Source organism: Vibrio ordalii ATCC 33509 (assembly GCA_000257205.1).
GTDB classification, from domain to species: domain Bacteria; phylum Pseudomonadota; class Gammaproteobacteria; order Enterobacterales; family Vibrionaceae; genus Vibrio; species Vibrio ordalii.
The window spans coordinates 1-22354 of the sequence record AEZC01000013.1; the positions used below are offsets into that span (position 1 = coordinate 1).

Annotated in this window: 20 protein-coding genes; 14 read left to right on the plus strand and 6 right to left on the minus strand. The window is 43.3% G+C overall.

From position 1 onward, the window contains the following. Positions 1 to 238 precede the first annotated feature (238 nt). From VOR_RS0100910 to VOR_RS0100925, 4 genes are all read right to left on the minus strand, one after another. The gene (locus VOR_RS0100910) at positions 239 to 1102 is read right to left on the minus strand and encodes an NAD(P)-dependent oxidoreductase (RefSeq protein ID WP_010317245.1); all 864 of its coding nucleotides are present in this window, start codon (positions 1100 to 1102) and stop codon (positions 239 to 241) included. 167 nt (positions 1103 to 1269) lie between these two features. Then, positions 1270 to 1986, minus strand: a complete 717-nt coding sequence (locus VOR_RS0100915; RefSeq protein WP_010317247.1) for a YebC/PmpR family DNA-binding transcriptional regulator — start codon at positions 1984 to 1986, stop codon at positions 1270 to 1272. Between the two features lie 89 nt (positions 1987 to 2075). Further along, positions 2076 to 2285 carry a DUF3283 family protein gene (locus VOR_RS0100920; RefSeq protein ID WP_010317249.1) on the minus strand — a complete coding sequence of 70 codons (210 nt, stop codon included), beginning with the start codon at positions 2283 to 2285 and terminating at the stop codon, positions 2076 to 2078. Between the two features lie 159 nt (positions 2286 to 2444). Further along, positions 2445 to 2642, minus strand: coding sequence for a PA3496 family putative envelope integrity protein (locus VOR_RS0100925; RefSeq protein ID WP_010317251.1), 198 nt, complete (start codon positions 2640 to 2642; stop codon positions 2445 to 2447). Between the two features lie 355 nt (positions 2643 to 2997). Between VOR_RS0100925 and VOR_RS0100930 the strand changes: the two genes are divergently transcribed. After that, positions 2998 to 3453: a hypothetical protein gene (locus VOR_RS0100930; RefSeq protein WP_010317253.1), complete on the plus strand. Its 456-nt coding sequence runs from the start codon at positions 2998 to 3000 to the stop codon at positions 3451 to 3453. A 178-nt stretch (positions 3454 to 3631) separates the two neighbouring features. On the opposite strand, the gene VOR_RS0100935 is transcribed toward VOR_RS0100930, so the two are convergent. Next, entirely contained in the window at positions 3632 to 5608 is a 1977-nt protein-coding gene (locus VOR_RS0100935; protein ID WP_010317255.1) for a replication initiator protein RctB domain-containing protein, read from the minus strand. Between the two features lie 1229 nt (positions 5609 to 6837). Between VOR_RS0100935 and VOR_RS0100945 the strand changes: the two genes are divergently transcribed. After that, a complete protein-coding gene (locus VOR_RS0100945) occupies positions 6838 to 8055 on the plus strand; it encodes a ParA family protein (RefSeq protein WP_010317257.1) in 1218 nt (405 codons plus the stop codon). A gap of 7 nt (positions 8056 to 8062) precedes the next feature. After that, the gene (locus VOR_RS0100950; protein WP_010317259.1) at positions 8063 to 9034 is read left to right on the plus strand and encodes a ParB/RepB/Spo0J family partition protein; all 972 of its coding nucleotides are present in this window, start codon (positions 8063 to 8065) and stop codon (positions 9032 to 9034) included. 70 nt (positions 9035 to 9104) lie between these two features. Here VOR_RS0100950 and VOR_RS0100955 read toward each other — a convergent pair whose 3' ends face one another. Then, positions 9105 to 10139 (minus strand): ABC transporter substrate-binding protein, encoded by a 1035-nt coding sequence (locus VOR_RS0100955; protein ID WP_010317262.1) that lies wholly within the window; start codon positions 10137 to 10139, stop codon positions 9105 to 9107. A gap of 171 nt (positions 10140 to 10310) precedes the next feature. Between VOR_RS0100955 and VOR_RS0100960 the strand changes: the two genes are divergently transcribed. From VOR_RS0100960 to VOR_RS0101010, 11 genes are all read left to right on the plus strand, one after another. After that, the gene (locus VOR_RS0100960; RefSeq protein WP_010317263.1) at positions 10311 to 12374 is read left to right on the plus strand and encodes a tRNA(Met) cytidine acetyltransferase TmcA; all 2064 of its coding nucleotides are present in this window, start codon (positions 10311 to 10313) and stop codon (positions 12372 to 12374) included. A gap of 307 nt (positions 12375 to 12681) precedes the next feature. Then, positions 12682 to 12945 carry an STAS domain-containing protein gene (locus tag VOR_RS0100965; RefSeq protein ID WP_010317271.1) on the plus strand — a complete coding sequence of 88 codons (264 nt, stop codon included), beginning with the start codon at positions 12682 to 12684 and terminating at the stop codon, positions 12943 to 12945. Between the two features lie 23 nt (positions 12946 to 12968). After that, positions 12969 to 13328 (plus strand): response regulator, encoded by a 360-nt coding sequence (locus VOR_RS0100970; protein ID WP_010317272.1) that lies wholly within the window; start codon positions 12969 to 12971, stop codon positions 13326 to 13328. 59 nt (positions 13329 to 13387) lie between these two features. Continuing rightward, a complete protein-coding gene (locus tag VOR_RS0100975) occupies positions 13388 to 15544 on the plus strand; it encodes a chemotaxis protein CheA (protein ID WP_010317273.1) in 2157 nt (718 codons plus the stop codon). 21 nt (positions 15545 to 15565) lie between these two features. Continuing rightward, complete coding sequence (locus VOR_RS0100980) at positions 15566 to 16096, plus strand: chemotaxis protein CheW (RefSeq protein WP_010317274.1); 531 nt, start codon at positions 15566 to 15568, stop codon at positions 16094 to 16096. Beyond that, positions 16096 to 16590: a chemotaxis protein CheW gene (locus tag VOR_RS0100985; RefSeq protein ID WP_010317275.1), complete on the plus strand. Its 495-nt coding sequence runs from the start codon at positions 16096 to 16098 to the stop codon at positions 16588 to 16590. Before VOR_RS0100980 ends, VOR_RS0100985 begins: the two co-directional genes overlap by 1 nt. Beyond that, complete coding sequence (locus VOR_RS0100990; protein ID WP_010317276.1) at positions 16571 to 18589, plus strand: methyl-accepting chemotaxis protein; 2019 nt, start codon at positions 16571 to 16573, stop codon at positions 18587 to 18589. Before VOR_RS0100985 ends, VOR_RS0100990 begins: the two co-directional genes overlap by 20 nt. Further along, on the plus strand, positions 18574 to 19434 hold the full coding sequence (locus VOR_RS0100995) for a CheR family methyltransferase (RefSeq protein WP_010317277.1): 861 nt from the start codon (positions 18574 to 18576) through the stop codon (positions 19432 to 19434). The genes VOR_RS0100990 and VOR_RS0100995 overlap by 16 nt, the downstream gene beginning before the upstream one ends. A gap of 10 nt (positions 19435 to 19444) precedes the next feature. Continuing rightward, positions 19445 to 20086, plus strand: coding sequence for a chemotaxis protein CheD (locus VOR_RS0101000; RefSeq protein WP_029626780.1), 642 nt, complete (start codon positions 19445 to 19447; stop codon positions 20084 to 20086). After that, positions 20083 to 21126: a protein-glutamate methylesterase/protein-glutamine glutaminase gene (locus VOR_RS0101005; protein WP_010317280.1), complete on the plus strand. Its 1044-nt coding sequence runs from the start codon at positions 20083 to 20085 to the stop codon at positions 21124 to 21126. Before VOR_RS0101000 ends, VOR_RS0101005 begins: the two co-directional genes overlap by 4 nt. A 44-nt stretch (positions 21127 to 21170) precedes the next feature. Beyond that, positions 21171 to 22349 (plus strand): methyl-accepting chemotaxis protein, encoded by a 1179-nt coding sequence (locus VOR_RS0101010; RefSeq protein ID WP_029626782.1) that lies wholly within the window; start codon positions 21171 to 21173, stop codon positions 22347 to 22349. Positions 22350 to 22354 lie beyond the last annotated feature (5 nt).

A 22354-nucleotide genomic window follows, 5' to 3' on the forward strand; every position in this document is an offset into this window, starting at 1 on the left:
TTTATGATGCGCTTACGATTTATCCAGCCCAGTCACGCACAGCAAACAAAAATGAAGGACATTTGTCCTCCCTAATCGGTAGGCGATCATGATTTTATAGAATCGTTTTTCGAAAAGAGGCACACAGATAGACACTGTAGGTATGCAGGGCCAGAAGAGAAATAGGAATCGATTTATAGGTTTACAGTGTAAATGGCCCTAAATAGGGCCAATTGAGTCTATCTCTGAGCTGTGATATTTATGAATTAACGGCTTTGATAAGGATAGAAGTATCCATTCTTCCCTCACCTTGCTCAGACAAGGCTTGGTAAGCATGATAAGTTTTTTCTGTCATCGGCAATTTGAGATCGTTTCGTTGCGCTTCATCCAAACAAAAACCCAAGTCTTTGATCATCCAATCAATGGCAAAGCCGTAATCAAATTTGCCCATTGACATGTTGACGGCGCGATTTTCCATCTGCCATGAACCTGCCGCTCCATTTTTCAAACAATCAACCAAAACGCCAATATCTAACCCTGATTTTTCCGCTAAGACCAACCCTTCCGACAGGCCATTTAATACGCCAGCAATGCAAATTTGATTGACCATTTTTGTGCGTTGTCCTTGCCCTGCTTTCCCCATCAGCACCGATGACTTGCCATAAGCACGAAATACGGGTTGCAGCTGCTCAAACAGTTCGGCATCTCCACCACACATAATGGTTAGCACACCATTTTCAGCCCCTGATTGGCCACCAGAAACAGGAGCATCCATAAAGCGAATCCCCGCTTTATGAGCCACAGCCGCCAGCTCTTCGGCTAACAGTGCCGATGTGGTGGTGTGATCAACCAAAATTGCGCCGCGTTTCATCGCCCCTATCGCGCCGCCGTCACTGGTCGTTATGCTGCGGACATCATCATCATTGCCAACGCAGGTTAAAACCACGTCGGCATCTTGCACGCACTCTGCGACGGTTTGCTCTGCATGCCCATGATGGTGCTGCGCCCACTGCTGTGCTTTAGCTTGAGTGCGGTTGTAGACGCTAACCTCAAATCCTGCATTTCTTAAATGCCCAGCCATTGGGTATCCCATGACTCCTAATCCAATAAAACTGACTTTCATTAATTTCTCCTTTTATTATTACCCAGCAACCCAAACGGACGAGCACACGCAACTGAGTGTAAGCTGTATGTATCCTTGCGTTATTCTCTATGAATAAGACCACGGTTAGCAATGCACAGATAAAAAAAAGCCGAGTCAATCACTCGGCTTCTCATTAATTCGCTCTATTACAGCTCAGCGTTATGGTAAACCTGCTGTACATCATCACAGTCATCTAGCATGTCGAGGAACTTCTGGAATTTCTCCGCCTCTTCACCCGTAACCGGTGTGTGTGTTTGTGGAACGAACGTAATTTCTTCGACATCGATAGTCAAATCAGGGAATTGATTATTGAGCGATGTTTTCACTTTGAAGAATTCAGTGTTAGGTGCAAATACAGTGATCACACCCTCTTCCAGTTCAACATCCGTCACATCGACATCATCCATCATCAGTGCTTCAAGGATAGAATCTTCATCATCCCCTTTGAACTGAAATACCGCTTGGTGATCAAACATGTGTGATACGGTACCTGGAGTACCAATTTTCGCCCCCGTTTTAACAAAGCATTGACGCACATCTTGGAACGTACGGTTGCCATTATCTGTTAAGCAGTCAACGATAACACTTGCGCCGCCAGGGCCAAAACCTTCGTAACGAGCAGGTTGGTAGTCTTCACCACCACCACCACTGGCTTTATCTAGCGCTTTATCAATAACGTGGCCTGGAACTTGGTCTTTCTTCGCTTTTGTGATCAGGTGGCGTAAAGACAAGTTCATGTCTGGGTCCGAACCACCATTTTTCGCACACATGTAAATTTCTTTACCGTATTTGGAATAGACTTTAATTTTTGCGCCTTGAGTTTTCGCCATTGAGGCTTTGCGCACTTCAAAACTTCTTCCCATAGGGATGATCTCTCTAATTCAATTTAATGCGAGGGATTTTAGCAAAAAGTGGGATCATTTCAATTTTCCACTTAGCAAAGACATGAATGCTACGCAACACCCATCACTCTTTTGTATTTGTTCACCGATTGTACAAACCACTCTTTTTCGGCCTCACTGGCAATTTTAGACTGCTGCTGAGTGATCGCTTCAGGCCCTGCTTTTCCTTGCTTGAGTTTCCAAACAAGAAAGGAAGCTTGTTTATCGAGCTCTACTTTGTTTTTCTCTTCAGTGGCAAGTAAAGATAGGTTGAAGGACATGAGTTAGCCTAGATCGGTAAATACGTGGCACGAAATATAGCATAGGACATGGGAAAATTAAGAGCATAAATGTGCAATTTATCGGAATGAAATCAAGAAAATTGGAAAATATAAAGGGTGGCTATGCGCCACCCTTGGGGGATCAATGGTGAGAACTCGTCAGTGAAGTATGCCTAACTCCTTCGCTTCCTCAATAGTTAAACCACTTTCCCGAATCTCTCTTAATGCTTCAATACGACGACGAGCTTCGGATGATTTAAGGTTTTTAACTGGTTTTTGTGTTTCTACTTCTTCCGTGAAGTCCCACTTATTTGCAATATCAGTCATTTCGTCATGGTCAATAGAATTTATGGACATCGTTACCTCCGAACAAACCACGTAAGGGACATGTAATCTGTAGCAAACGGCATTTCATTTGTTAAGTATATTTAGTTCATATTGTGATTTTGGCGATGGTTTAGAAACCTTATTTTTAAAACTATTAATATTACTTTGCCAACCTTGCTAGACGAGGCTAAATTTAAATATTGCATGCATGAATTCAAGCGTTTTAGCGCTCATTTTATTCTGTTGCATACTATCGTAGTCCCCCCTACCCCACACTCTTTTAATGTGCTGATTTTTAGCACATGGTTCCCCATTTCTGTTTGGCAAATAAGCTTGAAATACACCAGACTGTAGTTAATGCATTTAAAGTTGTAGGTAAGACGTCATGTATAAACTTCACGACTGGTTAACTGAGATCCATCAATGGCATCTGAACAAGCGCTATGATCAGGTAGCTCAATTACAACCGCTGATCCTTAATGTTCCACAGCAGATCTGGGGGCCTGGTCTGAGTGATGATCAAAGTAAAGCTATTGCTTGTTGGCTTGATGCTTGCCTGAGCCAATATGAGTACTACAAGCTCATTGACGGTGAGCTTGCCTTCCAATATCTGCAGCTTGCTTACGCTCGTTTTCAGCGTTGTGTGTCGGAGCCGGGTAGTGAACTTGAGTTAAAAGCTTGGTGTATAAAACGGATGCAGCAGTTGATGGTACTGAGTTTGGAGCATCTCAACCAACAGCACGTTGATGAGGCCTTATCCCGAAGTTTAATTGATGCTCATGCTCAATTTCTTGCATATCACGCATGGAACGATGATCAAGGTATAAAGCGAGGGTATTAATTGATTACAGGGATCAACAGATAAAAAAATAGCGAGTTATATCACTCGCTAAAAACATACATGAGCCAATCTATTAATTGATCAGATAGGACAAAAGGTTGTCTATTCGCTTTCTATACTAGTGGACCTTCTAAACAAAATGTCAGCTATCTGTCAATGTTGTGTTGTAAATTGATTTTTAAATACCAATAGCGACTTCATCAAGTGCCCGGAATACGGATTCATCTAAATGCCCCTCGTACACTTGCTTGCACACTTTGCGACGTACCGCGAGACCAGAGATCAAACGTTCGATCGACAAATGTTTATTCTCATTTTTCGTGTTGTAGAGCTCGATCAATTTACTTAACGTCTCATAAGAGATCGCCTCATTTCCAACCCTCAGCCAATCAAGCTTATCAATCAGCTCTGTACACTCTTCCTTGATTGAGGATGGCGGGTGTCCAGTCATTGCTGATAACGCCGTTATACTGCGTTCTAGGGCCTCTGGAGAGGTATATTTAGATAAGGTAATCGTAATTTCATCGGCATTGATCTCTACTAGGTGTTTGCGCTGCTTGACTCTCCGTCCTAGCTTACCCTTGGGGGACGGTGCTTTACGCTGAATCGGTTCAAATTCACCATCAATGATCTCCGAAAGTTCTTCTAGCTTTTGCTTAGAAACCATCTCATTGCGCAGTGGGTTAGGTAACGTTGGGGCCATGTTGCGTTTGCCCGCATTGGTGGTACGAGCGCGTGAGTAGCGTAGAACTTCTTCCACATCGCACTTAATATCGACTTGATAATCCATCACTTTTTCTTTATCCATCAGCGTGGTGACCGTCAAGTGATAGCCCCAAAGATTGACGACAAATAACGAATCGCTGCCCTTTCCTTCCGATAATCGTTTTAGCTCACGGACAAGATCCATCGAAAAACGACGCCATTCGATATTACGGGCCAACTTTTGGTTCAATTCACTCAGTAGCATGCTGTCGGTATGGCGACGCGACATGCGACTGCGAAAATAGGAGTAGAGTTGGAAGACCAACGTATGTTGCTTTAGGATCTCAGGTGGAAACAAGAAAAAGTAATCGCGAGTGAGCAACTCTTCGTAGAATGAAGGCTCCCACACCAAAATGTACAAATTAGGTTTGATCCTAATTTCACCATCAGCCCCTTCCGTTGGTGCTTCTTCAGAAGCGGTGATCGTTCTTGCTATGAACCGGAAACGATCACTCTTAAATCCTTCTGGCATGTTTTCACTCAGCCAACGGCCGGTTAACTCATGCAATTGAAAGTCCGTAAATTCAATTCGATCAATACTATCGCGAATAGAATCCCTTGCTGGGCCACTATCTTTTTTACCACGAAGCGACAAAATGTCAGTAATATACAGTGGGGTTTTATTCGGTGTGTGTTTGGTATTAAGTTGGTAATCTTCTTGGTGGTGATCGTGGTATTGCACCGTTAAGGTGAACAGTGCAAACAGTGTCATTAGATCATCCACTGTCATGATATTTTTGGAAGAACGAGTTTCAATGATCGCACGGGTACCAGAAATCGACACCATTGATTTCTGGTAGCTTTTACGAGTTCTTGGTGGAGCTAATGCTTGATCAATGATCCCAGCCCAATTGGTCGGTGAAACCACAAACTGATCCGCTTCGTCTTTCATCGCTGGTGGAATATTTAGCCCATGTTCTGTCAACAAACGCTTATTGACCTGAGTTTGAGCCAGCGCTTTTGAACGCTTGCGTTTTTCTGTCTGTTTTACTGATTCAGTTAACAGACTGGTTGAACCTAGCACAGAGATGAGCTTATTTGGGTTCACAAATTTATGCAGCATTGTCTTGCCAGCTAAACCTTCTTCAAATCTAACTGGGATCTGTTTAAATAAACCGATACTTACTGCAGCACGCAGCCGTTGCTGAATAGCCGCTCTGGTCAATTGGCCATCGGTTGCTTCAATTAACTCTGTTGTCGAGACTAACCCATCTTGGCTACGGAAACCTCTTAGTGAGATCAGGTTAAGAAGTTCAACGATACTTTTTGTAACACCTTTAAAATGTTGGTATTGATCAACCCAATCAACAGCGGTTTCTGAAACTTCAAAAAGATGGCCATCTTTGTGGCTCCTTGGTGCTTTGATCAATATTTTTTCGTCTGCGTTCATTATTAGATCCGTGTCACACTGGCCGTAATATCGCTATAGTTCCAATAGAATAAAGAAAAAAAGATCATAAATAAAGAAAAACTTATTGCTTTTAAATAACTGATCTTTTTGATTATTCTGATCTATATTGTTTATATGATCTAATGATCTGGCCTTAATGAGCATTCTAATTGTTTGTTTTATAGGGATAAAAAATAATCCTCTTCAGAAGCATGATCATAGAAAACGGAACACATGATCATTGTAGAGAAGAAAGCATGATCAATAATATGCTGAACGATGATCATCAGACGACTGAATCAATGATCAAACACTTTCTTAAAGCATGATCATGGCTCATGCACAACTTATCCACATGATGAGTTGAAGTGATGATTTTATTTGAACTCGATGACGAATGTTGGCTTGGTTTTTCTTTGGAAAGATGATCAAGGAAGTGCGTGAAATGCTGTTTCAAAGTCGATTTTTGTATAAACACGAATTGAAATGACAAATAACTCTTTTTACTGCTTCTGTTATAAGGAGTGAGAGTGTGACGAAAGCATGATCAAGAGCGTATTGAAGAAGGTTTTGTGATTTGGTGCGTTTCAAATTTTACTTATTATGTACTAGGTATTCTGCTCAGCCCCGACTCTATCTGCAATCATCCGTAATTATGCGCTATTTTTACATGCTTCCGAGCTTAAATCACACTTGATCATTGATCCGATGAAGATCCATTTGTTTTCTGATCATTTGTCGATAAAGACGATGCGAATTTCTCTTGATCATTGTTCCTATGGCGTGGGATCTCTTCGGACGCATGATCATCATGTTAGCCTTGATCATGCGTCCTGCTACGTTGACTAAAAGGACCAGTTTTGCCTGCCCTGTCGCTCTAGTTACTGTTGTCCATGTTCTATGCTTATTTAACCGACCTACAGGTGTGACATCATTCCAAATGACACATACCGTAAATTATGCTGCTTCTCTAATCGTTCCGGGTATTTTAAGCTTATTTACAATGTAAATAAGTTACGTTGTAATATTTTAAATGTTCAAATAAATAATGGACTACGTTAGCTATTATTTAAGGAAAAACGATGACCATAATGAGGCCAATTCATTAAATTCCGATATGTTTTTCTATTTATTGTGATATTAATCTAAAAGTGAATGTTCACCTTTTTGTTGAGTATTAATTTTTTTGCTGTACAATTTTCGTTAGGTACTTATTATGGAATTTGGCAATGAAAAGAGAACAAACCATAGCGAATCTCTACCAGCTCGCCGAGCAAACTCAACAGGTGCAAGCTGACCGAATTGAAATTGTTTTAGAAGAACGTAGTGATGACCATTTCCCAGCGATGTCAAAAGCGTTAATGGAAACTCGTTCAGGCTTAACACGCCGTAAGCTAGATGATGCCATTTCCAAAATGGAACAAGCTGGCCATCAATTTACTAAAAACAATGCAAATCACTATTCAATTTCTTTAGCGGAAGCCCATATGCTCATGGATGCCGCTGGTGTGCCTAAATTCAACCAAAGGAAAAAGCATGGTGATCATAAGCCTTGGGTCATCAATGTTCAGAACCAAAAGGGGGGGACAGGTAAATCAATGACGGCTGTCCATCTAGCTGCGTGCCTAGCCCTTAATTTGGATCAGCGTTACCGTATCTGCTTGATTGACTTAGATCCGCAAGGTTCATTACGGCTATTTCTCAACCCGCAAATCAGTTTATCAGAGCACAGTAATATCTATTCTGCCGTTGATATTATGTTAGACAACGTGCCTGAAGACACTGAAGTGGACAAGGCGTTCTTACATAAGAACGTGATGTTGCCAACCCAATATCCCAATTTAAAAACCATCTCTGCATTTCCTGAAGATGCAATGTTTAACGCAGAAGCGTGGCAGTATCTTTCGCAAAACCAATCGCTTGATATTGTTCGACTGCTGAAAGAGAAACTTATAGATAAGATTGGCAATGATTTTGACATCATTATGATTGATACTGGCCCACACGTTGACCCATTGGTATGGAATGCGATGTATGCTTCCAATGGATTACTGATCCCGTGCGCGGCTAAGCGATTAGATTGGGCGTCAACCGTCAATTTCTTTCAACACCTTCCTACGGTTTATGAAATGTTTCCAGAAGATTGGAAAGGGTTAGAATTTGTACGTTTGATGCCGACTATGTTTGAAGATGATAATAAAAAGCAAGTCTCGGTATTAACGGAAATGAATTACCTTTTGGGTGATCAAGTCATGATGGCGACGATTCCGCGTAGCCGAGCATTTGAAACCTGTGCTGACACCTACAGCACCGTTTTTGATCTCACCACCAGCGATTTTGAAGGTGGTAAAAAGACGCTAGCGACTGCGCAAGACGCTGTACAAAAAAGTGCACTGGAGCTTGAGCGAGTGCTTCACAGTCATTGGTCATCACTAAATCAGGGGTAAGTAAAACATGGCAATTAAAACGTCTGAGCTAAATGCGAAACTGTTTGGTAAAGCGAATAAGCGACGTGCAACCACCCCGCAAGAAGCCCAAACGGCAGCGAAAGAACAAGCGCAAATCATCGAATTGGCGGTTGCGGGAGAAGAATTAGTCATTTTCGAACTGGTCAGGATTCCCGCAGATCAAGTAGCGGAAAAGACGATTGTTTTTACGCAGAATGCGCGTGAACAAGCTTTTCTGAATGAGCATGCTCTATCTGATGTATTGAGTACATTACGCGAGCGTGGTCAGCAATATCCTGCGGTTGGTCGTAAAACCGCTGGGGGTAAAATTGAAGTCCTTGATGGCAGCCGTCGTCGAATGTCTTGCATCTTGGCGGGTAAAGAGTTTTTGGTTTATGTTGCTGAAGACATAAACTCAGAACATGCGAAGTTTCTTTCGGATGTGGCAAATGCGCACAAGCCGCTTTCTCTGTATGAGAAGGGTAAAGAGATGCAAGCGAAGCTGGATAACGGTGAAGCGGAAGACCAAAAAGCTTTAGCCAAGATATTTCAATGCAGTGAGTCCCTAGTAAGTGGTGCTCTAAAAGCGGCGGCTTTGCCGCTTGAGCTGTTGCAAGCTTATCCAAATGTGGTTGAATTAGGTCGTCCAACCATAGTTAAATTGCATAAACAATTTAATGAACTCGATGCAAAGCAACAAGCAAATTTGCTGGAAAAGTGTCAATCTGAAGATGGATTTGTTTGGCAGCGTAGTAGCGTACAAGGTGTTGCCCGATTGACCAAAGAAGTTTCGGAGACAATTGAGTGTTGGATACAAGAGTTGTTGCCACCTAAACGCACCGAGCATGTAAAAATTGATCTGATCAAAGGCCGCGCAAATTACAGTCGTAAAGGCAGTAATTTAGCGCTGAATTTGAAAAAGGTGGATGATGCTACGATGCAAGAAATATTAGATTTTATTCAATCTAAGCTTGATTAAGCATCCATCATGTAAAGAATAAAAACCCGCCACGGCGGGTTTTTATTCACTAAGTCTATTCAGTTCGAATCTATTGATTTCTTAAACGCTGCCAGTATTTTTCGTAGATAGCGAGTGCTTCAGGCCCAACATCATTAATGAATTCCCCTTTAGCCATATCTTCATCGGCTGGAAAAATCGTTGGATTGTTGCGAAGCTCTGCTGGAAGCAACGCTCGTCCACTTTTTGTTGCCGATGCATAGCCTAAGCTATTCACAATCTCAGCTTGGTTTTCTGCTTGATACATGAAGTTGACGAATTTATGCGCTAACGCTTTGTTGTTGCTGCCTGAGGGAATAGTAAAGTTGTCCATCCATAAGACAGCGCCTTCTTCCGGCATTGCAAATTTTAGCTCTGGCATCTCAACTTGGCCTTGGTAGGCATTCCCGTTCCATTGCATCCCTAACGCCGCTTCACCTGATACATAAGGCACATGTGGCGCATCAGAGTTATACAGCAGTACATTATCTTTTAATGCGACCAATGTTTGGTAGGCTTTTTCAATTTCCTTTTCATTTTTTGTATTGATACTGAAGCCATTTAAGATCAGTGCCATACCAAAAACATCGAGAATATCGTCAATCAACATCACTTGATGGCTATATTTCTTATCCCATAAATCAGCCCAGCGAGAGACACCCTCTGGTACTAACGCTTCGTTGTAGCTGAGGCCAGTGATCCCCCAAATATAAGGGAGGGAATAACTATTTTTTGGGTCGTGTGCTTGGCCGAGTAGTGAAGGCATAGCATCTTTCATGTTCGGGATTTGTGCATGATCCAGCTCGGTTAGTAACCCTTCACGTCCCATTTTTTCAATGAAATACGCTGAGGCAAAAACCACATCATAACCACCGCCTTTGAGCAACTTGAGCTTGGTATACATTGACTCGTTATTTTCAAAGGTCGAATAGTTAATTGTTACCCCTTCCTGCAGCTCAAACTGCTTGAGGGATTTTTCTGGTAGATATCCTCCCCATGCATAAACGTTGAGTGTTTTGTTGTCCGCGCTTACGTGTGAAGAGGCTAGAACTGCTGTCAAAACCAATCCTTTGATGAAAGTTTTCATTGCATTTGAATTCCTTAAATAGCCCAGAACCATACTGGGGTAGGTGAATAATTAGTTAAAAATGGTCACGATTAAAGCAAATATAATTTGTCGTAAAGAAAAATATTTTTAACGACGCACAGTGATTATAGCGGCTGTGCTACCATTGCATTTCAGCGAGGTGGCGTAAATATGAACATGATAGCGGCTTATTTAGATGATTTGATGGTACAGGCTGAGCGTAGCCTATGGCGTATTGGGCTCTTAATCCGTGGTGAGCCGCAATGGCAGCAACACATGCTTATGCATTTTCTCGCAAAAAGTGAAGGGCAAGCCATATTTCAGTTAGGCGGAGAACCGTTACCATGCGTTCGTTATGCTCCCTTCAACAAGGGACAGCAGTTTCTTGGTCAAGAATGCCATTTACTTATTTGTGACAATTACCACGGTTTTGATGCGAACAGTTTCAGTGCTGCGCTGGGTTCATTGGTCGGTGGTGGGTTGCTGTTGATCATTGAAGCCCCTCAGCGTAACGACTCTTTAGCTGATCGCTGGTTGACGCGAGCGTTCGAGCAGCTCGTTGTTATAGAGCAGAATCAACCCTGCCCTCCTTTACCCGTTTATCCACGAGTCAGTTCTCAATTCCCAATTTATGAACAGCAATCCGATGCCGTTTCAGCAATCCTTCGTGTGGTGGACGGACATCGCAGGCGGCCATTGGTTCTCACTGCCGATCGGGGACGAGGGAAAAGCAGCGCGCTTGGTATTGCTGCGGCTAAATTGATGGCGTCTCGTTCATTAGATATTGTGGTCACGGCACCCTCAATCCATGCCGTAGCGCCGATATTTGAACATGCGGCTAGAGGCTTAACAGGCGCTTACGTCACCAGGCTATCCCTTACTTGGCAAAACTCGTCATTGACGTTTGTGGCACCAGATGAGCTGATTTCGCATCGGCCACAGTGTGATCTTCTATTGGTAGATGAAGCGGCCGCGCTGCCTTTATCTATGTTAAAAAACTGGGTTGAGCACTATCATCGCGCGGTCTTCTCTACCACCATTCATGGCTACGAAGGATGTGGGAGAGGGTTCACGCTTAAGTTTCAAACTTGGTTAGCACACCATCGAGCTGGGACTCGAACTCTCCATTTAGATCAGCCGATCCGTTGGCGTCAGGGTGATCCGTTAGAAGCGTGGCATTACGATACTTTCCTCCTTCGCTATGATTTAGCTACATTGCCGACGATGACATCAGAACAGTTAGCGACACTTAAAATTGAGCATCTGGATAAGGCTCAACTCATTGCCAACCCGACACGCTTAGCCGCTATTTTTTCGTTATTAGTGAATGCTCATTACCAGACATCACCGAACGATCTATTTCATTTTTTAGCGGACGATAAAGTTCAGCTAGTTGCTGCAATGGTAGGCGAGGTTTGTGTCGGTTGTTTGCTGACAGTACGTGAAGGTGGGCTTTGCAACGCTTTAGTGGAAGATATCCAACGAGGAAAACGACGCCCTAAAGGCCATCTTGTTCCAGTCTGCTTAGCTAATCAGGTTGGTATTACGCAGGCTGCGCAGAGTGTTTGTCAGCGCATCATGCGTATTGCTGTTCATCCCGAATTACAAAATCAAGGGTTAGGCAGCCGCTTGATTGAAGCGTGCATGTTGGAAAATGATGCCGACTATTTAGCGACGAGTTTTGGCGCAACGAGCGATTTAATGGCTTTTTGGGCTAAGAACCAATTTGTTCCGATAAAACTAGGGAGTCACCGAGATAGTGCGAGTGGTTTTTTTTCCTTAATCATGGTCCAAGCAAAAAAATTGGATTGGTTAACTCGGGCAGAGCAGATCTTCGAACAACATTTCATTTTCTCTTTATCTGATCCTTTGCAAAGTCTAGAGCCGGATTTAGTGCGGAGCATCCTGTTATTAGTTCGAAATCGTGTCATATGCTCAGATTTAAATGAAGTTGATTTCCTACCTTATTCATTGCTGCGTTGTTACGCGCAAGGTGGTGCGGATTATGAAAGTGTGAGTGTATGGATTCATCGGCTAATTACTTCATTGGATAAAGCTGCTCTATCACTGGTATCTGATGTACTTATTGTCAAAGTATTGCAAAGGAAAAGCTGGCAAGAGTGTGCCAGTCAATTAAATCTCACTGGACGGAAAATGATTGAGGCTACCCTCCGTCATGACCTCAACCGACTGTTAGGTGATTTACAGTGTAAAGTGGACCATTCAACGCAATGAACCACACTCAATTTACACTGTAAAGCGCGAACAATGTAAGAGAAGACGCTTTCTCTCGATGTACTGTGCTTGTCATATGACAAAAAAAGTCCTACTACTTACGTCTTAAGAGTAGGTTTTTTTGTTCTAGTCACAGAATAAAAAATCCAAACTATATTAATAAGTTAACCGTACGGTCACTGTTGTTGTAAGGTTTTTATTTTTGTTCCTACCGTGTTCAATCATTTGCTTAATGAGTATTCCCTCCTACACTCAAGGTCAGGTGTTCTCCTAAAAATAGAATATAAATAGTACTTAAGGATGAGATATGAATTTTTTGTTGGTGGAGTCTTTGGAAATTTCAACGGTATTAGATTCCAAAGCAAACTATCTTCAATGGCTAAGCCTGGCTCCTCCTTTAACGATAGATGCATCTCAAGTCAATAGCGTGGATGCTGCAGGTATGCAACTGCTCGCCTCTTTGTTCATGACAGCAAAGCGAGCTGGAATTGAGATCACTTTAGTTCACGCAACAAACACGCTCAATGAAGGTATTGCGCTACTAGGTTTAGAAAGCTTGTTCGCAGAGTAATGAGATTTTGCAAGGAAGGGGCTATGACAAAGATCCTCGCGGTTGATGATTCGGTTTCAATTCGTCAAATGCTAAGCCATACATTGAAAGATGCAGGTTATGAAGTTGAAACCGCTATTGATGGAAGTGATGCATTACGTAAGGCACAACAAACCAAATTTGATGTTGTTATTTCGGACGTCAACATGCCCGTGATGGGTGGGTTTGAGTTAGTTAAAGCGATACGTGGTAACGCTCAATATAAGTTTATTCCTATTTTGATGCTCACCACCGAAACGAGTATGGAAAAGAAACAAGAGGGAAAACTCGCAGGGGCAACCGGGTGGTTAGTTAAACCATTCAACCCTGAAACGTTATTGAAAACACTAAAACGGGTCATATAGAACACCGTATCTTATTAAAAGCTTCATTCGTTAAATGACGTTAACTGGCAGGAAGAGCTATGGCTTTAGACATGGAACTGTTGCGCAAGATGTTTTACGAAGAGTGTCGTGAAAATCTTGAAGTGCTTGAAAATGTACTGCTCAATCTTGACCCCAATCAGGTTGAGAAGGAGACTATCAATACCATTTTTCGAGCTGCTCACTCTATCAAAGGTGGCGCTGCGACCTTTAGTCTACTGGATATCAGTGAATTTACTCATTCTGTTGAGGCGTATCTTGACCTAGTCCGTAACGAGAAATTAGCTCTCACCGCTCAAAGTGTGGATGTTCTACTTAAAAGCGGTGATTGCATTCGCAATATGCTCGCGGGGCATGAGAGCCATGGTGAGGTTGATAGTGAGCTTCAGCAGAGAGTCAGCCAGTCACTGCATGCTTTACTTGCCGACAATTCGACAGTTGATCATGAGTTAGCAGACCATCACCCGCTTGACGCCGAAGATGAACAGACGCCATCGCTCTTAAAGGCTTCTGCCAACGAGAACCACTTAGGTTGGAAAGTCGTTTTTACTCCGCATAGAGAACTTTATTTCAGTGGTAATGATCCACTTCGGTTGCTTCGAGAGCTTTATGAACTGGATGATCAGTGCAGGGCGGAAGCTCAGCTTGAGCACCTTCCCGAATTGGCGGAAATAGAGGCTGAGCTTTGTTATTTAAGCTGGACGATTTTTCTCAGTGGCCAAGTGCAAGAGAGTGATATTCGCGAAATCTTTGAATGGGTTGAAGATGAATGTGACTTAATTGTTGAACCTTTAGTACAAGAATCGACGACCCAAGATATGATCAGCGAGAGCGAGGAATCTTTGGCCGAGGCGCAACCTACGTTTCATGAGAACGCGCTTTCCCCTACCGAATCAGCAGAGCAAGTTGATCTCATAAAACCCATCGATCTCATAAAATCAATAGAGTCTACGCCCGCTGTTGCGCCTAAAGTGGCGAAAGCAGAATCCAGCGTAAGCTCTATTCGCGTTGATATTGAGAAAGTCGACAGCCTGATTAATTTGGTTGGGGAACTTGTTATCACTCAATCAATGCTGACCGAAATCGGCAACGATTTCACCATGGATAAATTAGAAAAGTTGCAAGCAGGCCTAGTTCAGCTTTTGCAAAACAGTAAAGATTTACAAGAAAATGTGCTCAATATTCGTATGTTGCCGATGAGCTTTGCTTTTAGCCGCTTTCCTCGCTTGGTACGAGACTTGTGTGGCCGACTTGAAAAAAAGGTGGAGCTGAGCATCATTGGTGAGCATACCGAGCTCGATAAAACCGTCCTTGAACGTATTGTTGATCCATTGGTTCATTTGGTCAGAAATGGTATTGACCACGGAATTGAGCAGCCACACATTCGCCTTGAACAAGGCAAACCCGAAACGGGCACCATTGAACTACATGCTTATCATCAAGGTGGCTCGATTGTTGTTGAAGTGAAAGATGATGGCGCGGGGATCAACTGTGAAAGAATATTTCAAAAGGCGCTAGAAAAAGGTGTATTACCTAAAGATACACGGCGTGAAGAGATCACCGACAAACAGATCCTTAACCTTATTTTTGCCGCAGGGTTTTCAACGGCAGAACAAGTGTCTGATATTTCAGGTCGTGGCGTCGGCATGGATGTTGTGAAACGTAATATCGAAGAGTTGGGTGGCCATATTGATATCGAATCCACGTTAGGTAAAGGTAGCCATTTCACCATCTGTCTACCACTCACTTTAGCCATTCTCGATGGGCAACTGATCAAAGTAGGAGGAGTGGTTTACATCATCCCACTGCTCACCATTATCGAATCTATCCAAATCAACTTAGCTAATGTGAAGTATGCCGCCGGTGGGGTTGAGCTGTACCGGCTTCGTGACGAAAACATTCCTATCTTACGTCTGCAAGATGAACTAGAAATGGGATCAAGTGGAGCTTTGCCCGATAGAATACTCTGCTTTGTTGAAGCCGCTGGGTGCCGCGTTGGCTTATTGATTGATGAGCTACTAGACCAACAGCAAGTGGTTATAAAGAGCTTGGAGTCAAATTACTGCAAAGTGGCAGGCATATCAGGAGCTACGATTTTGGGAGATGGTTCCGTTTCGCTCATTTTAGATATTCAAGGGTTAATCGCCACGTACTCGAATCGACGTTCAAGTTTATCTCCCAAGATTATTGCCGCTTAGCGAAGGTGACAGAGAAGAGCCATGGAATATGATTATTCACCAAATCATCAACAAGAGAATCAAACACAGAGTGTTTTGAATGCTGTGTATGAAGAAAGAAGCTGTGAGGCCGATTTTCTGAGTTTTCGGTTAGCAAATGAGTTGTACGGGGTAGCAATTCGAGATGTCGAAGAGATACGAGTATGGGAGGCTCCCACGCCAATCCCTCGCGCGCCTAGTTTTGTGAAAGGTGTGATTAATTTACGCGGCATGATTGTGCCTATTATTGATCTGCGCCTTCGATTTTATATGGCGGCTTGCGACTACTTGTCCACGACGGTCGTATTGGTGCTTCGCTCTATGCAACAAGATCGACCACGCATCATGGGCTTAGTCGTTGATGCAGTCAGTGATGTGATTGGTCAGGGAGATAATGTGCTGTTTCCTGCCGTGGGTGAAACAACAGCCGCTGCGTATTCGCTCGGTTTGCTCAATGTTGGCGAAGAGGTCATGTCACTGCTCGATACCCAAGGGCTCCTTGATATGCACCGAATTCTGAGTGAGGAACCCTGATGGCTAAACAAGAGTTTCTCAGTTTCGTGCTGGATAACGAAGAATATGCGGTACCAATCCTAGAGGTTCGAGAAGTTCGCGGCTGGAGTCATGTGCGCTCTGTGCCCAATGCACCAGATTACTTAGTTGGTTTACTCAATATCCGCGGGGAATATGTACCGATTGTTGATCTTCGAATTCGCTTTCATCTGCCCCCTGCACAGATTGGAGCTACAACAGTTGTTGTTGTTTTGAATGACGCGCAACGCAATCCGCTCGGCATTATTGTCGATGGTGTTTCAGAAGTGTATGACTTAGCTGCTGAAGAGATAAAACCTGTACCAGCCTTGTCCATCACGGTTGTACCACAGTTTATGAAGGGAATTGCTAGTGTGGCTAACGGCCATTTGCTCCTAATTAATATCGAGACCCTTTTTGATGTACCTGGGTTAAATCAGACATTTGTAGAAGACGTTATTTTGAGAGGGAATACTCATGGCATTTTGGAACCGTAAACCAGAACCAAAAAAATTTGTTGAGCAGATAGAAGATCCATTGGTCGATGAGAATGAAGGGCTTTCTAATCAGCAGCTTCTTTCTGCACTTAATGCAGCAAAAACCGCATTGATGATGATTGACCGAGATTTTAAAATCACCTATCTCAATAAGCAATCATTGATTTTACTTAAGCAGCATGAAGTGCTTTTTCAAAGCGTATGGCCGGGTTTTAAAGCAGAAGAGTCGTCATTGATTGGATACTGCATTGATGGATTTCATGTCAATCCACAACATCAACGCCAAATGTTGTCGAACCCAGCAAATTTACCATTCACCACCACGATTAATATCAAAGGGGTAAAAATTGAACTGAATGTTGGTGCCATTATTGATGAAGACGGTACTTATATCGGGAACACATTAGAGTGGCGAGATGTGACCGAAGAGTTACTCAAAGAACAAGAAATTGGCCGTTTGGCTTCAGCCGTCGAAGGGATGACAACCAACCTGATGATGGCCGATAAAGAGGGTGTTATTCAATACTTAAACCCTTCATTGACCAAGCTGATGCGTACAAGAGAAAGTGAGTTGAGGAAGGTACTGACAAGCTTTGATGTCAATAATCTGGTCGGGCAAAGTATTGATATATTTCATAAAAACCCGGGACATCAACGTAGTATTATTGCCAACCCTGATCGCTTGCCATTTTCATCCAACATCAAAGTTGGGGCGCTGCAATTTAATTTAACTTGTATTGCGATGCGCAATCACAAAGGGGAATACATTGGCCCTGCATTGCAATGGATAGATATTACCGAGCAACAAGATGGTCAGCGTCAAGTTGAGAGTTTGATTCAAAAAGCGATTGCTGGTCAACTGAACGAACGTATTGATACCTCGTTATACAGCGGATTTATGCGAGAGCTCGGAGAGGGGATCAATAACTTGCTCGACACGTTAGTTTCACCATTGGCTCAGTGCATTGATGTCATGAGCAAAGTGGCGGATGGCGATTTGAATACCAAAATGGAAGAAGGTAGCCAAGGCGAGTTTGGGCAGCTGCAAAATGCAGTTAATACGTCCATTGCTAACCTGCGCGGTATGGTCGAAAAAATCACCATCTTATCGGCTAGAGTCGCCACGGCGTCAACTGAAATCGCGCAAGGTAATAATGACTTGAGCCAACGAGTGGAAGCTCAAGCATCCAATTTAGAAGAAACCGCCGCGAGTATGGAAGAGATGACCGCGACCGTGCGTCAAAATGCAGATAACGCCAAGGGTGCGAACGATCTGGCGGGTGATGCTGCTAAAAAAGCCAGTAAAGGTGGTGAAGTGGTGGGGCAAGCGATCTCGGCCATGTCAGAAATTAATCGTTCAAGTAAGAAAATCGCCGATATTATTGGTGTGATTGATGAAATCGCTTTCCAAACCAATCTATTGGCCTTAAACGCAGCCGTCGAAGCAGCAAGAGCTGGGGAGCAAGGGCGTGGATTTGCTGTTGTGGCTGGAGAGGTTCGAAACCTTGCGCAGCGCAGTGCAGCGGCGGCAAAAGAGATCAAAGGGCTGATTAAAGATAGTGTTGAGAAAGTAGAAGAGGGCTCGCGTTTAGTCGATGAGTCAGGAGCAACATTGAATGAGATTGTGGACGCTGTGGCAAAGGTGTCTGATCTCATCGCCCAAATTGCAGCATCAAGTATTGAACAATCGACGGGCATTGACGAAATCAATCGTGCAATTACAGCCATGGATGAGATGACGCAACAAAATGCTTCTCTTGTTGAACAAACCTCCGCGGCGAGCCAATCGTTGAAAGACGAAGGGAAAGAGCTGATTAGCTTGATGAGCTATTTCACCACCGATGACAACATCAAAACGTTCGAGCCCCAAAACACCGCCATCTCCGCCCGTCAACCCAAACCCAAGACCAAGAAAGTGGTAGGCATTAGATCCACCAATAAAGTTGCCAATTCTAGGCTCAACCTCAATGAGGATGGAGATGAATGGGAAGAGTTCTAACTGATAGCCATCCAATCATGATGAACAATGATCAAGAATTTGAATTCACCGAGAAGGATTTCAAATTCATCCAGTGGTTTATGCATAAAACGGCCGGCATTTACTTGTCGGATGCGAAGCGAGCGATGGTTTACGGCCGTTTGAGTCGTCAGATGCGTCGGCGGGGGATTCAGCGTTTCTGTGATTACAAGGAGCTTATTGAGCATAATGAGCAAGAGCGGATCCACTTCATCAATGCGTTAACGACTAACAAAACCCAGTTTTTTCGCGAGTATCACCACTTTGAATTTTTGGAAAAAGTGTTGCTTGATGAGTGGCGATCACAGGGCGTGCGTTATCCTAAAATTTGGTCTGCTGGCTGCTCTAGCGGTGAAGAGCCATACAGTTTTATTGCGTCGCTATACAGCAGCGGTTTATTTGATTTCGCGGACAATGTTGATATCTACGCGACAGATTTAGACACACAGGTTTTGGCACATGCACAAGCGGGCATTTATACCGATGAGGCCGTGGTTACTATTCCGCAGCACTATCTCAAAAAGTGCTTTGTAAAAGGGCGCGGTATCAAACAGGGAAAAATTAAAATCGCCAGTCAATTGCAACGTTTTGTCCATTTTCAGCAACTGAATTTATTATCTCCTTGGACATTACCTAAGAATTTAGACCTCATTTCGTGCCGAAACGTGATGATCTACTTTGATAAACCCACTCAGGAGGCTTTGATTGAAAGATTCCATAAGTGGTTGAAACCGAATGGGATTTTATTCCTGGGTCATTCAGAAAGTGTGGGGCGCTGTGCTGATGTTTTTCATCATCTCGGCCACACCATTTACGTAAAAAAATGAGGAACAAGTAATGACCTCGTTGGCGATGCATTTGGCAACAGATAATCGGAATTTCAGCCGATTTTATCATCCCCAACAAAAAGTGGATTGGGTAAAGGTTTTGCCCGGTGGGTTGTATTGTACGACTAGACAAGAGGTGATTTGTACTGGGCTCGGTTCTTGCGTAGCAGCTTGTATATGGGATCAAGAGGCTATGCTAGGAGGAATGAATCATTTTTTACTACCTTTTGATCAGCATTCGCAAATTGATCACTGGCATCCTGATGACATTACCTCTACCGCCTCTCGTTATGGTTGCTATGCGATGGAGCTACTGATTAACCAATTGATCAAAATGGGGGCTGAGCGTCAGCGCTTACGAGTGAAACTCTTTGGTGGAGCACAAATGCTGGGTTTTAAAGCCATGGTTGGCCAGAAAAACATAGATTTCATCAAAAACTATGTTGAGCAAGAACGGCTTATTGTCGAAGCCAGTGACTTGGGTGGTGAAGAACCGAGAAAAGTCATTTTCGAACCTATGATAGGTAAAGTGTGGCTAAAAAGAATTCCATTGACTGAAGTGAGTCGATTAAGTTTTAAAGAAAAGATTTATGCCACGCAGTTGGAGCGTAAAACACGTAAACAGAGTGGTGGTGTGGAGTTATTTAAATGAAAAAAATCAAAGTTCTGATTGTTGATGATTCCCCCGTTTTTAGAGCACTACTCTGCGAGCTGATTAATAGCGACCCGATGCTGGAGGTGGTTGCAATGGCACAAGATCCTTATCAAGCTCGAGATCTTATCAAGCTGCATAACCCGGATGTGCTAACGCTAGATATTGAAATGCCAAAAATGAATGGCGTCCAATTTCTCAAAAATATCATGCGGTTACGCCCTATGCCGGTAGTGATGATTTCAACCTTGACCCAGCATGGTGCGCAAGCCACTTTAGAAGCATTAGAGCTTGGTGCGGTGGACTACTTCCCTAAACCATCGGTCGAAAACACGGCTGAAATGGCAAGTTATAGGGAACTGGTGAACGACAAAATAAAAATGGCGGCAGGGGCGAACGTCGTTCAATCCCATCATTCAACGGCGGTTAATCAGGTTGATCTGATGGTTGCTAGCCATCACGAGGCGCGTTATCAGTTGATCGCAATTGGAGCCTCAACGGGCGGGACGGGAGCATTAAAAAGCATCTTCTCTGTTTTACCTGCAGGGTTGCCACCGATTGTGATCACTCAACATATCAGTGCGATGTTTACTCGTCCCTTTGCCGAGCGTTTGAATCTTTGTAGCGCCGTAGAGGTGAGAGAGTTGTCCGTCAACCAAGCGCCTTTAGTGAATGGATGCGCTTATGTTGCTCCCGGAGATAAGCATCTGATGGTGATAAAAAAAGGCACTCACCTTTACTGTCAAGTTGACGATAGACCTGCGGTCAATCGTCATAAACCCTCGGTAGATGTGATGTTTGATGCAGTTGCCGAAAATGTGGGAGATAAAGCCATTGGTATCTTATTAACCGGGATGGGTAAAGATGGAGCACAAGGGATGCTCAAAATGAAGTTGTGTGGTGCATTGACTTTAGCTCAAGACGAAAAAACATCAGTAGTGTGGGGAATGCCCAAAGCGGCAGTAGAGATTGGCGCAACACAGAATATCAAAGCATTAAATGCCATACCACAATGGATTTGTGATGAGCTCTATCGCTAGTGCTGTCTCATTAAATAAGCTCAAAATAGATAAGCAAGGAATGGGTGATGATAAATAAAACAGTGACACCAAAGGCAAAATATATTTTAGCTTTAGTTTTGCAGCTAATGGCCCTTTTTGCCGTCATGCTTCACTCCCCTAATTTATGGAGCATGGGGCTAATGATTTTTGTGGCAGCAATACCTTGGCTAGTATTGTCCATGAATTTTAGTGAACAAAACAAAGCTAAAGCCAAACAAAATAAGGTTAGAGATGAGTCCACTCTTGAAACGCAGCAACATCTACAGAGCATTGCAAAACTGTTCAAAGAGACGCTACCTAAAGTGAGTAGCCCTTTAACCATGCAGCATAGCGTGATTGAAGGTTCAGTAGAGACATTAAATAACGCATTTTTTGGCTTGCAAGATATCAGTGAAAAACAGAGTCACGTTTCCAGTACCTTGGTCAATAACTTATTGGCAAACCAGGGCAGCGAATATGATCTCACCACCGTATTGCCAAGAACAGAAGCGATTATTGATGGCTTTGTACAAATTCTGATTGATATTTCGGAGAAAAGTATTTCGGCGGTACACAGCATTCACGATATGTCAGAAAAATTGGATATGGTCTTTAAATTGTTAAATCAAGTGAGAAGCTTATCGGAACAGACCAACTTATTGGCGCTGAATGCGGCGATTGAAGCGGCGCGAGCGGGGGAGGCGGGTCGCGGTTTCGCGGTAGTAGCTCAAGAGGTACGTGATTTGTCGGTTAAAGCAAGAACGCTGAATACCAAAATTGAATCCGAGATTAATGTTGCGCAACAAACGGTACAGCAAGCCAATAAAACCGTTGGCGATATGGCATCAATAGACATGACTCACGTTATTGAATCGAAACAGAATGTAGACCATATGCTGCGTGGTGTTCAACAAGTGAATATAGAAATAGAGCAAGAAGTGCAAAAAATTCAAGAGCTAGGACAAGAATTAACCCAGCAAGTGAGCAATGGTGTTCGAGCTCTTCAGTTTGCTGACATAGTGGTTCAGCAAAGTGATTATGCGCATGCGTCAATTGATTATTTGCAGGAAGCAAACGAGCTATTGAACGCTTTACTAACACAAAGTATGACCAAAGCAGCATGGATAGAACAATTTAACCAATTGACAGAACGCCTGCACAATCGAAGTGGCCCCGCCGCAATCCAAACCAATATGGATGAAGGCGAAGTCGAGCTTTTCTAGGAGGA